Annotated in this window: 8 protein-coding genes; all 8 read left to right on the top strand. The window is 73.5% G+C overall.

Annotated features, from left to right (window positions below; genetic code table 11):
- Nucleotides 1-143: 143 nt before the first annotated feature.
- The 8 genes from ABZ930_RS38255 (at nucleotide 144) to ABZ930_RS38290 (ending at nucleotide 15,093) form a co-directional block, all read left to right on the top strand.
- Nucleotides 144-2,105: a serine/threonine-protein kinase gene (locus ABZ930_RS38255; protein WP_361559062.1), complete on the top strand. Its 1,962-nt coding sequence runs from the start codon at nucleotides 144-146 to the stop codon at nucleotides 2,103-2,105.
- 154 nt (nucleotides 2,106-2,259) lie between these two features.
- Nucleotides 2,260-4,632 carry a protein kinase gene (locus ABZ930_RS38260; protein ID WP_361559065.1) on the top strand — a complete coding sequence of 791 codons (2,373 nt, stop codon included), beginning with the start codon at nucleotides 2,260-2,262 and terminating at the stop codon, nucleotides 4,630-4,632.
- A 158-nt stretch (nucleotides 4,633-4,790) separates the two neighbouring features.
- Entirely contained in the window at nucleotides 4,791-6,425 is a 1,635-nt protein-coding gene (locus tag ABZ930_RS38265) for a protein kinase (protein WP_361559068.1), read from the top strand.
- Nucleotides 6,426-6,490: 65 nt separating this feature from the next.
- Nucleotides 6,491-8,131 carry a serine/threonine-protein kinase gene (locus ABZ930_RS38270; protein WP_361559071.1) on the top strand — a complete coding sequence of 547 codons (1,641 nt, stop codon included), beginning with the start codon at nucleotides 6,491-6,493 and terminating at the stop codon, nucleotides 8,129-8,131.
- Nucleotides 8,132-8,210: 79 nt separating this feature from the next.
- Nucleotides 8,211-9,893: a serine/threonine-protein kinase gene (locus ABZ930_RS38275; protein ID WP_361559074.1), complete on the top strand. Its 1,683-nt coding sequence runs from the start codon at nucleotides 8,211-8,213 to the stop codon at nucleotides 9,891-9,893.
- A 1-nt stretch (nucleotide 9,894) separates the two neighbouring features.
- A complete protein-coding gene (locus ABZ930_RS38280) occupies nucleotides 9,895-11,511 on the top strand; it encodes a serine/threonine-protein kinase (RefSeq protein ID WP_361559077.1) in 1,617 nt (538 codons plus the stop codon).
- Between the two features lie 136 nt (nucleotides 11,512-11,647).
- Nucleotides 11,648-13,282 carry a succinic semialdehyde dehydrogenase gene (locus ABZ930_RS38285; protein ID WP_361559080.1) on the top strand — a complete coding sequence of 545 codons (1,635 nt, stop codon included), beginning with the start codon at nucleotides 11,648-11,650 and terminating at the stop codon, nucleotides 13,280-13,282.
- Nucleotides 13,283-13,311: 29 nt separating this feature from the next.
- Complete coding sequence (locus ABZ930_RS38290) at nucleotides 13,312-15,093, top strand: GMC family oxidoreductase (protein WP_361559083.1); 1,782 nt, start codon at nucleotides 13,312-13,314, stop codon at nucleotides 15,091-15,093.
- Nucleotides 15,094-15,246 lie beyond the last annotated feature (153 nt).

Consider the following 15,246-nt stretch of genomic DNA (forward strand, 5'->3'; position numbering starts at 1 on the left):
CGTGCGTGACGGCCCGTCCGGTCCTGCCGCCCCGCGGGTGGGACGGTTCCGAGCGCGTGGTGCGAGGGGTGACCCTGGGCGCCAAGTGGTCCTGGTGTGAGGGACAATGAAGGTTCTGTCAGGGCGGGTTGCAGAGGGGACGCATGTCGGACGCGGAGCGGGCGGGCGAGGCCCGTCAGGACAAGAGCACTCGTCAGGAGTCTTCCGTGTCGGACGGGGTCGGGGCCGGTGCCGAGTCCGCAGCGGGCGCCGAGGCGTCGCGGGGCACGGAGGGCCGACTGCTCGCCGGGCGCTACCGCCTGGGCGCGGTTCTCGGCCGCGGCGGCATGGGCACGGTGTGGCGCGCCAAGGACGAGACGCTGGGGCGCACGGTCGCCGTCAAGGAACTGCGCTTCCCGACGAGCATCGACGACGAGGAGAAGCGCCGCCTCGTCACGCGCACGCTGCGTGAGGCGAAGGCGATCGCCCGCATCCGCAACAACGGCGCGGTGACGGTCTTCGACGTCGTCGACGAGGACGACCGGCCCTGGATCGTGATGGAGCTGGTCGAGGGCAAGTCCCTCGCCGAGGCCGTGCGCGAGGACGGTCTCCTGGAGCCGAAGCGGGCGGCCGAGGTCGGCCTCGCCATCCTCGACGTCCTGCGCTCCGCGCACCGCGAGGGCATCCTGCACCGCGACGTGAAGCCGTCGAACGTGCTGATCGCCGAGGACGGCCGGGTCGTGCTCACCGACTTCGGCATCGCGCAGGTCGAGGGCGACCCGTCGATCACGTCCACCGGGATGCTCGTCGGCGCTCCCTCGTACATTTCTCCGGAGCGCGCCCGCGGCCACAAGCCGGGGCCCGCCGCCGACCTGTGGTCCCTCGGCGGCCTGCTCTACGCCTCCGTCGAGGGCGTGCCCCCGTACGACAAGGGGTCGGCGATCGCGACGCTGACCGCCGTGATGACCGAGCCGGTCGACCCGCCGACCAACGCGGGCCCGCTGGCGCCGGTGATCTACGGACTGCTCGCCAAGGACCCCGCGCAGCGGCTCGACGACGCGGGCGCGCGGGCGCTGCTCAACGACGTCATCCACGCGCCGGAGCCGAAGGCCGCGCCCGAGCCGGAGCCGGTCGAGGCGACCAAGGTCGTCCCGCTGCCGCCGCTGCCGCCCGAGGACAAGAAGCGCTCGGGGGCGCCGGGTTCGGCCGCCGCCGGGGCCGTCGCCGCCAAGAGCGGGGAGGCCGCCGAGCGACTGCGCGGCGCGCTGACCTCGGTCCGCAAGGCCGCCGCCACGGCCGTCGCGGAGCGTTCCGCGGGCTCGTCGCCGGGCGCCCCCGCGAAGAAGGCCGCGATCACGGACGTCGTGCCGCGCCGCACCCTCGTGATCGCCGCGGTCGTGGCCGCGCTCGTCGTGGTCGGCACCGTGCTGGCCTTCGCGCTGAGCGGAGGCGACGACCAGGGCGGCAGGGCCGGAGGCGGCAAGACGGCCCCCTCCGCCGGAGCCACGGCGGGCGACGGCAAGGGCGACGACGACAAGAGCGGTAAGGACGACAAGGGCGACGACAGCAGCGGCAAGGGCGAGGACGACAAGGACGGCAAGGGCGCCGGTGGCGACCCGAGTTCGTCCGCGTCGCAGAGCGCCGACCCGTCGGCCTCGTCCGGTGACGACTCGTCCGGCAAGGGCTCGGGCTCGGCCGCCGAGGCCACGTACAAGCACAGCCAGGGCTTCAAAATAGGTCTGCCCAAGGGCTGGAAGTACGTCTCCACGAGCGCCGCCGGTGCCCGCTTCACCGGCCCCAAGGGGCAGAAGCTGCTGGTCGGCTGGACCACCACGCCGAAGTCCGACCCGGTCGCCGACTGGCGCAATCAGGAGCAGTACATGCGCCGGGCGAACTATCACCGCATACGCATAGCCGCGGTGGACTACCGGGGCTGGAACACGGCCGACTGGGAGTTCACCTACACCGACGGGGGCACGAAGTACCGGTCCGTGGACCGCGGACTCGTGGTGAACGGCTCGCTGGGGTACGGGCTGATGTACACCGCGAAGGACGGCGACTGGGGCAGTGCCCTGCGCAAGTCCACCTGGAAGACCTTTACTCAGACGTTCACACCCAAGTCGTGATCTTCACGCAAGTCCTGAACACTCTCCCTCGACGCCGTTCGGCACGTATCGTGAGTGCTTGCGAACCGTACGCAGCCGTATGCGGGCGCATCAGAGCGGGTAACAGGTCGCAAAGCGAACGGATTTGACCGGCGGGCGGAGCGCGGGAGGCGTCGTGGACGAGTACGCGGGACGGGTGCTCGCCGACCGGTACCGCCTGCCGCTGCCGGCCGCCGACGCCTACGACACGACACGGTCCTGGGCGTCCCGCGCCTTCGACACGTACAGCGGGCAGGAAGTCCTCGTCCGGCAGGTGCCGTTGCCCGAGGTCGTCGAGGCCGAGGTGCTCGACGCGGACGGGCTGCCGGAGGGCTTCAGGCCCGGGGCGCCGCCGGCCCGCGCCTCGGCGGAGCCGTCCGTGTCCCGCGCCATCGAGGCCGCGCAGGCCGCGGCCCAGATACCCGACCACCCCCGGCTCGACCAGGTCTTCGACGTGTTCGCCGAGGGCGGGTCGCTGTGGGTCGTGAGCGAGGTGGTGGCGGCCCGGCCGCTCGCCGCGCTGCTCGCCCAGGGGCCGCTGAGCCCCTATCGCGCCGCCGAGATCGCCTCCGACGTCCTGACCGCCTTACGGGCGCTGCACGCGCACGGCTGGGTCCACCGGAACATCACGGCACGGACCGTGCTCGTCTGCGACGACGGGCGGGTGGTGCTCACCGGGCTCGCGGCCGGTGCCGCGGAGGAGGCCCTGTGCGGCTACGACCCGCGGCCCGTCCCGGAGCCCGAGGCGGACCCCGACCCCGAGCCCGAGCCGATGCCCGGGCCTCCGTCGCTGTCCAAGCCGCCCCTGCCCGCCCCCGCCCCTGCCCCCGCGCTCGAGGCCGACGACTTCCGGGCGGCCCGCGCCGGGGCGATCGCCGCCTACCGGGCCGGCGCCCGCGCCGCCGCCGGAGAGATCACCGGACGGCCCGCCGGTCAGCTCGACGACCCCTACGGCGTACGGGACTCCTGGCACGGCGCCACCCGGCGGCCCGCGGCCGAGGCGCCGGCCGAGCCCGCCCCGGCCGTCCAGCCCACGCGGTGGAACGAGCTGATACCCGGCGCGGCGGCGGACACCGGGCCCGAGGAGCCGGCTCCGGACGCCCCGGCCGAGCGGACCTCGCGGCGGCCCGCGCTCACCACCCTGGACGCCGAGCGCGCCCGGCAGGTCCGGATGACCGTCGTCGGGCCCGTCACCGAGCGCTGGGCGCCCGAGCAGGCCTATCCGGTGCAGGAGAGCTGGCAGCTCGCCGCGCCCGTCGGGCCCGCCACCGATCTGTGGGCCCTCGGCGCCCTGCTCTTCCGCGCGGTGCAGGGGCACGCCCCCTACCCGGAGGAGTCCACGCCCGAGCTGGTGCAGATGGTGTGCGCCGAGCCGCCCGCGTTCGCCGAGGAGTGCGGGCCGCTGCGGCCCGTCGTGGAGTCGCTGCTGCGCCAGGACCCCACCGAGCGGCTCGACTTCGAGGAGCTGCGGGGCTGGCTGCGGTCGCTGGTGCGCTCCGCGCCCGAGCCGGACGTCGGGACGCACGTCGTGCCCGCGCCCGCCTACGACGCGACCCGGCTGCCCGTCAAGCGCCGCAGGGGCGAGCTGGTGCGCAGGCGCCGCGCGGGGAAGGCGGCGGGCCGGCACAAGCGCGGCCGCGACGAGCGGGAGCCCCGCCCGGTCAAGGCGGCCAAGCCGCCCCGCGCGCCCAAGGCACCGAAGGCGCCCCGGGCGCCCCGGATGCCGGAGGCGCCGCCCCGGGCCGTGCGGGAGTCCGTGCCCCGGCAGCCCCGGCAGCCCCGGCAGCCCCGGCAGCCCCGGCAGCCCCGGTCGCTCGGGAAGCTGCTGGTCGCCCTGGTCCTGCTCGGACTCGTCGGCGCGGTGGCGTACGCCATGGTGTTCATGCCGAAGTCCGGGTCCGGCGGCCGGGACGGCACGCGCGAGAACGCCAACTCGGTGGGCGGCGCGCCCCGGCAGACGCCCAAGAGCCAGGAGCCGTCGGCGCCCGCCACCTCGAAGTCGCCCAAGGGCGAGGGCAGTTCCGGGCCGTCCTCCACCCAGCCGCAGTCCGACGTCGCCGCCGGGTTCGCCCTGCGCAAGGACCCCGAGGGCTTCGAGGTCGCCGTCGCCAAGGGCTGGCAGCGGGAGGGGAAGAACGGCCGGGGACAGGTCGTGTACGCGCAGGGCGACTTCGAGCTGCTGGTCGTCCCCGGGCGCGACTCCACGGCCACGTACGGTAAGGACCCGATGAAGTACCAGCGCGAGGACGAGCGCGAGCTGCAGCCGTTCCGCGACTCGACCTGGGCCACGTCCAGCGGGATGAAGACCATCGACGTGGGTGGACGGACGATGGCCGAGGGGCAGTTCACCTGGCAGGGCAGTGACGGCCGGCAGGTGTTCGTGCGCAATCTCGCCATGGTCGTCGGCGGCAAGTACCACGTCGTGCAGGTACGCGGTCCCGAGGCGGAGCGCGACGAGGTGTCGCGCCTCTTCGACCAGGCGTCTTCCACGTATCAGTACGGTGGTTGATCACCCCCCACGGGTATCCGGCGGGTACCTCCGGGCGACGGGAAGATGAACGCGACGCGCGTCACAGTCCCGTCTCCATGGGGCCCCGCCTGTTCCTTGAGTGGCCCCCGCTCCCTAGGGTGACCCTGTCAAGACCTTTGCGGGGGAACGTGAATCAGATGCAGGGCCAGCTCCTCGCGGGCCGCTACCGGCTCGGAGAATCGATAGGCCGCGGCGGCATGGGCCGCGTCTGGCGGGCGCACGACGAGGTCCTCCACCGCTCGGTCGCCGTGAAGGAACTGACGGCCGCTCAGTGGGTGTCCGAGGCCGACCGCGCCCCGCTCCTCGCCCGTACGCAGACGGAGGCGCGGGCCGCCGCACGCATCAACCACCCGGCGGTCGTGACCGTTCACGACGTGCTGGAGCACGACGACCGGCCGTGGATCGTCATGGAGCTGGTCGAGGGCCCCTCGCTCGCCGACGCCGTCAAGGAGCACGGCCGGATCGTCCCCGCGGAGGCGGCCAGGATCGGCCTGTGGACGCTGCGGGCCCTGCGCGCCGCGCACACCGCCGGAGTGCTGCACCGCGATGTGAAGCCCGGCAATGTGCTGCTCGCGCGCGACGGCAGCGTCAAGCTCACCGACTTCGGCATCGCGCAGGTCGAGGGCGACTCCACCATCACCCGCACCGGCGAGATCGTCGGCTCCGTGGACTATCTCGCGCCGGAGCGGGTCAGCGGCTCCGAGCCCGGCCCCGCCTCCGACCTGTGGGCGCTGGGCGCCACGCTGTACACGGCCGTGGAGGGCCGCTCGCCGTTCCGCCGCACCTCGCCGATCAGCACCATGCAGGCCGTGATCGAGGAGGAGCCCGAGATCCCCGAGCACGCGGGGGAGCTGGGACCGGTCATCGCGGCGCTGCTGCGCAAGGAGCCGGGGGCGCGGCCCGCCTCCGAAGAGGCCGAGGTGATGCTCGCCGAGGTCGCCGAGGGGCGGCGCGCGGGCGGGGCGCAGGCGTACGTGCCGACGCAGGTGCACCCGTCGTCGCCGACGCCCACCGCGGTGACGCACGCGCCGGGCGGGCACACGCCCGTACCGCAGCCGTCCGTCCAGCACACCACCATGTCGACGTCCGCGGTCGGCAGGCAGCGGCGCTGGCCCGTGTGGGTCGCGGGCGTGGTCGCGGCGCTGCTCGTCGGGGGCGGTGGCGCGTTCGGCGCGCTGTACTACCTGGACCACCGGGACTCCGGCTCGTCGGCGCGGCAGGACACGGGCGGCGGCACCGGCAAGGGCAGCACCGCGCCGCAGAGCCCGTCGGCCTCCGCGTCGGCCTCGCCGAAGCCCGGCACCGGCGGCATCCCCGCCGACTGGAAGCAGGTGCCCGACCCCGCCGGGTTCACGCTGTCCGTGCCGCCCAACTGGCACCGCCTCGACTCCAGCACCGAGACCCAGATCGACTACGGTCCCGGCGACGGGCAGCGTTTCGTCCGCATCGGCATCGACAAGAACTCCCAGTGGCCGGACTCGTACCAGCACCAGCGGGACCTGGAGCGCACCCTGGAGAAGTCGCTGTCCGACTACCAGCGGGTGTCGCTGGAGGCCAACACCTACCGGGACCAGAAGGGTTCGCTCTGGGACTTCACCTGGACCGGCGGCTCCAAGGACTCGGCGACCGGACCGCGCCGCGCCATCGAGGAGACGTACGTGGCGCACGACGGGACCGAGTACGCCATCTACCTGTCCGCCCCCAGGGGCGAATGGCCGAGCGCCCTCCAGCAGTTCGAGAACATCCGCAAGGGCTGGCTGCCCGCCGAGTAGGACCGCCGGTGCCCTGACCGGAACCTCCCCCTCAATACGGACACCCGTGCGGCATGATGGGGCGTATGGGGACCGAGGGGGACAACGTCCGTGTGATCGGCGGGCGTTACCGGTTTGAGGCCAGGATCGGACGCGGCGGTATGGGCGTCGTCTGGCGGGCGACCGACACGCTGCTCGCACGGCAGGTCGCGGTCAAGGAACTCGGTGTCGAACTCGAACCCGAACCCGAACTGGGCCTCGGCCCCGGCGGGAGCCTCTCGGAGGACGACGCGCGCCGGCGGCGGGAGCGGATGCTGCGCGAGGCGCGGGCCGTCGCCCAGTTGCAGCACCCGAACATCATCGTGGTCCACGACGTCGTCCTGCACGACGAACACCCGTACATCGTCATGGAGTTGGTGAACGGCGGCTCGCTGGCCGACCGGATCGCCCGGCAGGGCCCGGTGGACGCCACCGAGGCCGCCCGGATCGGGCTCGCGCTGCTCGGCGCGCTGCGGGTCGCGCACGCCGCCGGGGTGCTGCACCGCGACCTCAAGCCGGCGAACGTCCTGCTGGAGCAGGGCACCGGCCGTGTCGTGCTCACCGACTTCGGGATCGCCCAGGTCGAAGGCGCGTCCACGCTCACCGAGACCGGCGGCTTCGTCGGCTCGCCCGAGTACACCGCGCCCGAGCGGATGGCGGGGGAGGGGGCCGGCGCGGGCGCCGACCTGTGGTCGCTCGGCGTGCTGCTCCTCGCCGCGCTCACCGGCGAATCACCGTTCCGGCGCGACTCGTTGGGCGGCACCCTGCACGCGGTCGTGTACGAGGAGATCCGGCCGTCCGACGCGGCCGAGCCGCTGCTCCCGGTGATCCAGGGACTGCTCCAGCGCGAACCGGACCGGCGCCTGGGGCTCGACGAGGCCGAGCGGCTGCTGCGCGCGTACGTCGCCACCGGCGCCACCCCGCAGCCCGCCGTGCCCTACGGCGCGGACCTCCCCCGCGCCGGGTACCCGCCGGCCCGGCCCGCCGCGCCCCCGGCGGCCGCGCGGCGCGTGCTCTCGACCCGGGTGCTGCTGGTGGCGGCGGCGCTCGTCGCGGCCCTCGTGGGGGCCGCCATCGCGGTCGCCGTGCTCCTCTCCCAGCAGGGCACCGGCGACAACACGCCACCGGCCACCACGAGTCCGGCGTCGCGGCGGCCGTCCGCCTCGGCGTCCGTCTCGCCCACGCCGACCGTCACCGTCACCCGCCGCGAGACCCGCACCGAGACGGCGAGCGCCTCCGTCCCCGCCGGGTACCGCGTCGCGGACGACCCCGAGGGGTTCCGGCTCGCCGTGCCGGAGGGGTTCAGGCGGGAGACCGACGGCCCGCGGATCTTCTACATGTCGCCGGGCCGGGCCTTCCGGATCGGCATCAAGGTGGCGGACACCGAGAGCGGCGGGCCGGGCGCGGCGCAGCGCCGGTCGGCCGCCGACGGGCCTCGGAACAACCCCGGTTACCGGTCCGGGAAGGTCACCGACACCACCCACGACGGCCGCGCGGCCGCGCTGTGGGAGTTCACCTGGAACGGCTTCAGCGCGGCCGAGGGCGCCCGGCACACCGTCGACCTGTGCTGGGAGCAGGGCGGCCGGATGTACGACGTGTGGGTCTCGTCGCCGGTGGGCGAGGCCGGCCGGGGGCGGGCCCACTTCGACGCGGCGGTCGACACCTTCGTCCCGTCCGCCGGGGATTGACCCCTGGGTGCGCATCAGCGCGGTCACAACTCCGTGACCCCGGTGGATCCCGGGGCGCCCGCACTGTAGGGATAGGGCCATGAGTGACAACGGGGGAGCACCCTACGGGCCGGGCCGTGCGGACGAGCCCACCAGTTTCGGGCTGCGGCCACCGCAGCCGCAGCCGCAGCCGTCGTACGTCCCGCACCCGGGCAACCCGTACGCACAGCCCGCCCCGGCCGCGGCCGCGCAGCCGACCCGGACGGTGCCGCCGCGGCAGCCGGATCCGGACCCGGGCGCGGGCCGGGTCGTCGCCGGGCGCTACCGGCTGCTGAGCAAGCTGGGCAACGGCGGCATGGGCACGGTGTGGCGGGCCAAGGACGAGACGGTGGACCGGGAGGTCGCCGTCAAGGAGCCCCGGCTGCCCGACCACCTGCCCGAGACCGAGCGGACCAAGGCCTTCGAGCGGATGCGCCGCGAGGCGCGCGCCGCGGCCCGGCTCGACCACCCGGCCGTGGTGAACGTCCACGACGTGGCCGTCGAGGACGGACAGCCGTGGATCGTCATGGAGTTCGTGCAGGGCCGCTCGCTCGGCGAGGCGCTCCAGGAGGGCACGCTCGGGGTGCGCGAGGCCGCCCGGATCGGCCTGGAGGTGCTCGGCGCGCTCGAGGCCGCGCACGCCGCCGGGATCCTGCACCGCGACGTCAAGCCGGACAACGTCATGCTGGGCCGCCACGACCGGGTGATCCTCACCGACTTCGGCATCGCCCAGATCGAGGGCGAGACCAATCTGACCGACACCGGCGGCTTCGTCGGCTCGCCCGAGTTCATCGCGCCCGAGCGGGTCCTCGGCCAGCGCCCGGGCCCCGCGTCCGACCTGTGGTCGCTGGGTGTCGTGCTGTACGCGGCGACCGAGGGCGTCTCGCCGTTCCGTCGCAGCAACACCCCGGCCACCCTCCAGTCGGTGCTGAACGCGACACCGGCCGCGCCCGCCTCGGCGCGGGGCCCGCTCGCCGACGCCATCAACGGACTGCTCCAGAAGGACCCGGCCCACCGGCCGAACGCCCCGCAGGTCCGCGCGCTCCTCGAACGCGCCGCGCAGCCGCCGGCCCCGCCGCCCACCCAGGTGGTGCGGATCGGCTCGGCGCAGGGCGGCATCCGGCTCGGCCGCAAGGCGCTGACCGGGATCGCGGCGGGCGTCGTCGTCCTCGCGGCCGTGGCGTACCTGGTGATCGCCAAGCCGTTCGCGGGGCCGCTCCCCGACGGCTGGAAGCAGCACGACGTCGCCGAGCTGAAGGCGAAGGTCCCGGCGCCCGCCGGGTACACCGAGTCGAAGCCGGAGGCGGACGACGCCAAGGACGAGCACTGGGTGCAGTACACCGACGCGAGCGGCGCGGTGTTCGTCAGACTCTCGGTGCGCCGCAAGGCCGACGACAGCCTGAACGACATCGCCAAGGACGGCGCCGCGCAGGCCTACGCCGACAACAAGGACTTCGAGTCGATCGGCGACTCGGACTTCGGCATGACCACCGACCCGGCGCCCAAGGGCTCGCCCAAGGACACGACGTACGACGGCGACGACACGGCGGGCAGCAACACCATCACCTACCAGACCTCCGAGACCAGCGGCTCGCTCAAGCGCGAACTCCGGATCCTGTACGTGAAGGTCGGGGGCGACATGTACGAGCTGATGATCGGCTACCCGCGCGAGGGCGACTTCGCCGACCGCGGCCGCGCGGTGGCCGACGCCGCCGTCGCCAACCTGGAGATCGAGAACTCCTGACGTGACCGGAACCGGGGGACAGCAGGACCAGGGCCGCCTCATCGGCGGCCGCTACCGGCTCGCCGAGCGGATCGGCGCCGGCGGCATGGGCACCGTGTGGCGCGCGGTCGACGAACTCGTCGGCCGCGACGTCGCCGTGAAACAGCCGCGGCTGCCCGGCGATCCGCACGGCGAGGCCCAGCAGCGCGCCTACGCCCGCCTCCAGCGCGAGGCGCGGGCCGCGGCGGGCGTCGACCATCCGTCGGCGGTCACCGTGCACGACGTCGTCGTCGAGGACGACCTGCCGTGGATCGTCATGGAGCTGGTGCGCGGCGAGTCGCTGCACGAACTGCTCGCCCGGGGCCCGCTCGACCCGCCCGAGGCGGCCCGGATCGGGCTCGCGGTGCTGGGCGCGCTGCGCGCCGCGCACGCCAAGGGCATCCTGCACCGCGATGTGAAACCGGCGAACGTGCTGCTCGGCCCGCACGGCCGGGTCGTCCTCACCGACTTCGGCATCGCCCACATCCAGGGCGAGGAGTCGCTGACGGTCAGCGGCGAGTTCGTCGGCTCGCTGGAGTCCATCGCTCCGGAGCGCATGTCGGGCGACGGCGCGGGCCCGGCAAGTGACCTGTGGTCGCTGGGCGTTCTGCTGTACGCGGCCGTGGAGGGCTGGTCCCCGTTCCGCCGGACGACGCTGGAGTCGACGCTCGCCGCGATCCTCTCCTCCGACCCGCCCGCGCCCGGACGGGCCGGTGCGCTCGGCCCGTTGATCGCCCGCCTGATGGCCAAGGACCCGGCGCTGCGCCCGGACGCGGCCGAGGCGGCCGGGGAACTGACGGCCGCCCTCGACCCGGCCGCGTCGCCGCCGCCCCGGCCGGCCGTGCCGTCGGAGAAGGAGCAGCCACCGCCGCAGCCCGTTCCCGGGGCCACCCGGGAGACCGGCCCGGCGGCCAGGTCCCGTCGTACGCCCGCTCTGCTGGCGGCCGCGCTGGCCGGTGCGCTGCTGGTCGGCGGCGGCGTCTGGCTCGGCACCTCGCTGGGCGCGGGCGCAGGAGACAGCGGCAGCGCGCACAGCGACGGGGCGGCCGCGCCCGACGAGCCCTCCCGGCACCCGACATCGGCGTCACCGTCGACATCGGCGTCACCGTCGGCATCGGCTTCGCCGTCGGCGAGCGCCGAGAAGGGCTGGACGACGCGCGAGGAGCCCGGACTCCACGCGCTGATCCCCGTACCGGATCAGCTCACCGACGTCTACCACGACCCGTCCGACGACGGAGTCCAGTACACCGACCCCAAGAGCGACGTGACGCTGAGCCTGAAGCGCTGGACGACCGGCACGTCCACGGCGTTCGCCTGGGCGAGCGGCGTCGGTGACTCCTATGCGGCGAAGGACGCCACCGACATCAGCAAGAAGGTCACCAGAACCACCTTCCGTGGCATGGACGCCGCCGAGCTCGACATCACGTACCGGAACGCGAACGACGACGCGGTCACGCGGGAGCGGCGCCTGTACGTCGTCGGTGACCGGGGCCGGTACGACCTCGGGGTGAGCATGCCGAAGGACGGCGGGGACGCCGAGAAGCAGGGCACCGACGTCTACACGAAGGCGTGTGCCGGGCTTCAGCTGCAAAAGAGTTGAGAGGCGATCACCGGCACCGGCAAAGGCCCTGATCAGCAGCTTTGCTGCCAGTGATCGCTGGCGCGGTGTGTGGACGCGGTGAAGGGCGATTACCGACGGGTACCCAAAGCGTGCGCCGAGGCTTACGCTCCCCTTCATGACGGAGTCGCAGGCCACCCCAGAGCAGACCGAGAAGCCCGGGACGACCGGGACGAACCCGATCGCCGCCGCACCCGAGGGCGCGCGCACGGTCACCGACGTGGTCACCCCCGAGCTGATCGCCCAGCTCACCCGTGACGTGGTCGGCTCGGGCCGCACGGCGAACCACACGCCGTTCACCGGGGAGAAGCTGGCCGACCTGCCCGAGTCGACGCCCGAGGACGTGGCGCAGGCCTTCGAGCGGGCCCGCGCCGCGCAGGCCGTCTGGGCGAAGACCCCGGTGCGCCGCCGGGCCGCCGTCCTGCTGCGCTTCCACGACCTGGTGCTGGCCCGCCAGGCCGAGGTGCTCGACCTGATCCAGCTGGAGACCGGCAAGGCCCGGCTGCACGCGCACGAAGAGGTGCAGGCCGTCGCGGTCGCCGCCCGGCACTACGGCCGCAAGGCCCCGGCGTACCTGAAGCCGAAGCGGCACACCGGCGCCGTCCCGACGCTCACCAAGGTGACCGAGCTGCGCCAGCCGCGCGGCGTCATCGGCCAGATCGCCCCCTGGAACTACCCGCTGGAGCTGTCGGTGGGCGACGCGCTCCCCGCCTTCGCGGCGGGCAACGCGGTCGTGATGAAGCCCGACACGGAGACCTGCCTCACCGCGCTGTGGGCCCGCGACCTCCTCATCGAGGCGGGACTGCCCGCCGAGGTCTTCCAGGTCGTCCTCGGCGAGGGCCCGGTCGTCGGCCCCGAGCTGGTCCGGCACGCCGACTACGTCTCGTTCACCGGCTCCACCCGCACCGGCCGCGAGGTCGCGCAGGGCGCCGCCGCCCGCCTGGTCGGCGTCTCCCTCGAACTCGGCGGCAAGAACGCCATGCTGGTGCTCAAGGACGCCGACGTGGAGAAGGCCGCGGCCGGTGCGGTGCGCGCCTGCTTCAGCTCCGCGGGCCAGCTCTGCATCTCCATCGAGCGGCTCTACGTCCACGAGTCGGTCGCCGACGCGTTCCTCTCCCGGTTCGCCGCCCGCACCAAGGCGATGCGGCTCGGCAAGTCCCTGGCGTACGGCGCCGACATGGGCTCGCTGGTCGGCGAGCGCCAGCTGGAGACCGTGACCCGGCACGTCGAGGAGGCCGTCGCCAAGGGCGCCACCGTCGTCGCGGGCGGTGTCGCGCGCCCGGACATCGGCCCGTACTTCTTCGAGCCGACCATCCTCGACGGCGTCGAGGCGCCGATGGCGGTCTGCGGCGAGGAGACCTTCGGCCCGGTCGTCGCCGTCTACCGGTTCAGCGACGAGGACGAGGTGATCGCGCAGGCCAACGCGACCGCGTACGGCCTGAACTCCTCGGTGTGGACGAAGGACGCCAAGCGCGGCCACGAGGTCGCGGCCCGGCTGCGCACCGGCACGGTCAACATCAACGAGGGCTACGCGCCCGCCTACGGCTCGGTGCAGTCGCCGATGGGCGGCATGAAGGACTCCGGACTCGGCCGCCGGCACGGCTCCGAGGGCATCCTCAAGTACACCGAGGCGCAGACCGTCGCGCACCAGCGCGTGATGCCGATGGCGCCGTCGTTCGGCATGAGCGACGAGAAGTACGCCCAGTTCATGACCAGCAGCCTCGGCCTGATGAAGAAGTTCCGCCTCAAGTAGACCCGTGTCGTTCGAAGGAGAACGTGTACGTGACTGAGGACGCCTACGACTACGACGTGGTGGTCATCGGCTCCGGTTTCGGTGGCTCGGTGTCGGCCCTGCGGCTGACCGAGAAGGGCTACCGGGTCGGAGTGCTCGAAGCGGGACGCCGGTTCACCCCCGGCACCCTGCCGAAGAACTCCTGGGACATCAAGAACTACCTCTGGGCGCCCAGGCTCGGGATGTACGGCATCCAGCGCATCCATCTGCTCGGCAACGTGATGGTGCTGGCGGGCGCGGGTGTCGGCGGCGGCTCACTGAACTACGCCAACACCCTCTACGTGCCCCCGAAGCCGTTCTTCGAGGACCCGCAGTGGAAGGACATCACCGACTGGGAGGAGGAGTTGAAGCCGTACTACGAGCAGGCCCAGCGCATGCTCGGCGTCCGGCTCAACCCGACGATGACCCCGGCCGACGTGCACCTGAAGGCGGCGGCCCAGTCGATGGGTATCGGCGACACCTTCCACATGGCGCCGGTCGGCGTGTTCTTCGGCGACGGCGACGACGCCGACGGGAGCGCGCGGGCCGAGCCCGGCCGGCAGGTCGCGGACCCGTATTTCGGCGGCGCGGGCCCGGCCCGCAAGGCGTGCACCGAGTGCGGCGAGTGCATGACGGGCTGCCGCCACGGCGCGAAGAACACCCTGAACGAGAACTATCTGTACCTCGCCGAGAAGGCGGGCGCCGAGGTCCACCCGATGACGACGGTCGTCTCCGTCACGGACGACTCCCAGGGCGGCTACGCGGTCGCGACCCTCCCCACGGACGACAAGAAGAAGTCCGAGGGCAGGACCTTCACGGCCCGCAGGATCGTCGTCGCGGCCGGCACGTACGGCACCCAGACCCTGCTGCACCGGATGAAGGCGAGCGGGCAGCTCCCGCACCTGTCGGCGAAGCTGGGCGAGCTGACCCGGACCAATTCGGAGGCGCTGGTCGGCGCGCAGACCACGGACCGCCGCTACCGCAGGAAGCACGGCGGCGACCGGGCGGACTTCACCCGCGGCGTCGCCATCACGTCCTCGATCCATCCCGACGCGAACACGCACATCGAGCCGGTCCGCTACGGCAAGGGCTCGAACGCGATGGGCGGCATGTCGATCCTCCAGGTCCCGTACGCGGAGGGCTCGTCGAGGGTCGCGGGCTGGCTGGCGAACGTGGTCAAGCACCCGACCCAGATGGCCCGCTCGCTCTCCAACCGCCGCTGGTCGGAGAAGACCATCATCGGCCTCGTCATGCAGTCGCTGGACAACTCGCTGACGACGTACCTGAAGCCGGACGGCGTCGGCAAGGGCCTGCTCACCGCGCGGCAGGGGCACGGCGCCCCCAACCCCGCCCAGATCAGGGCGGCCTCCGAGGGCGCCGCCGCGATCGCCGCGGAGATCAACGGCTTCGCCGGGTCGAACGTCGGCGAGCTGATGGGCACCCCGCTGACCGCCCACTTCCTCGGCGGCTGCCCCATCGGGGACAGCGCCGAGACCGGGGTGATCGACCCGTACCACCGGGTCTACGGCCACCCCGGCATCTCGGTGGTCGACGGCGCCGCGGTCTCCGCCAACCTGGGCGTGAACCCGTCGCTGACCATCACGGCACAGGCCGAGCGCGCGATGTCGTACTGGCCGAACAAGGGCGAGGAGGACCAGCGCCCCAGGTCCGGCTCGGCCTACGTCCGGCTGTCTCCCGTGGAGCCGAAGAGCCCCGCGGTCCCGGCGGACGCGTTCGGCGCGCTCAAACTGCCGTTCCTGGGGATACCCGCGGTACCGCCGAAGAAGCCCTAGGGCCTGTCTGCAAACTCCCGTCTGCCCCGCGACGCCTGGTGCGTGCTCTCGCCGCACCGGGCACAAGGCCGAGTACGTCCAGTACGAGGCCTTGCCCCCGGCTTCCCGCCCGCGCCGCAGAGCTGATCGGCGATCTGGAGGAGCCGAAGGGTG

Source organism: Streptomyces sp. NPDC046716, assembly GCF_040645755.1.
In the GTDB taxonomy this organism is placed as follows: domain Bacteria; phylum Actinomycetota; class Actinomycetes; order Streptomycetales; family Streptomycetaceae; genus Streptomyces.

Coding starts and splice junctions, on each gene's coding strand:
- ABZ930_RS38275 (WP_361559074.1), top strand. CDS start 8,211: ATGAGTGACAACGGGGGAGCACCCTACGGGCCGGGCCGTGCGGACGAG.
- ABZ930_RS38285 (WP_361559080.1), top strand. CDS start 11,648: ATGACGGAGTCGCAGGCCACCCCAGAGCAGACCGAGAAGCCCGGGACG.
- ABZ930_RS38270 (WP_361559071.1), top strand. CDS start 6,491: ATGGGGACCGAGGGGGACAACGTCCGTGTGATCGGCGGGCGTTACCGG.
- ABZ930_RS38255 (WP_361559062.1), top strand. CDS start 144: ATGTCGGACGCGGAGCGGGCGGGCGAGGCCCGTCAGGACAAGAGCACT.
- ABZ930_RS38265 (WP_361559068.1), top strand. CDS start 4,791: ATGCAGGGCCAGCTCCTCGCGGGCCGCTACCGGCTCGGAGAATCGATA.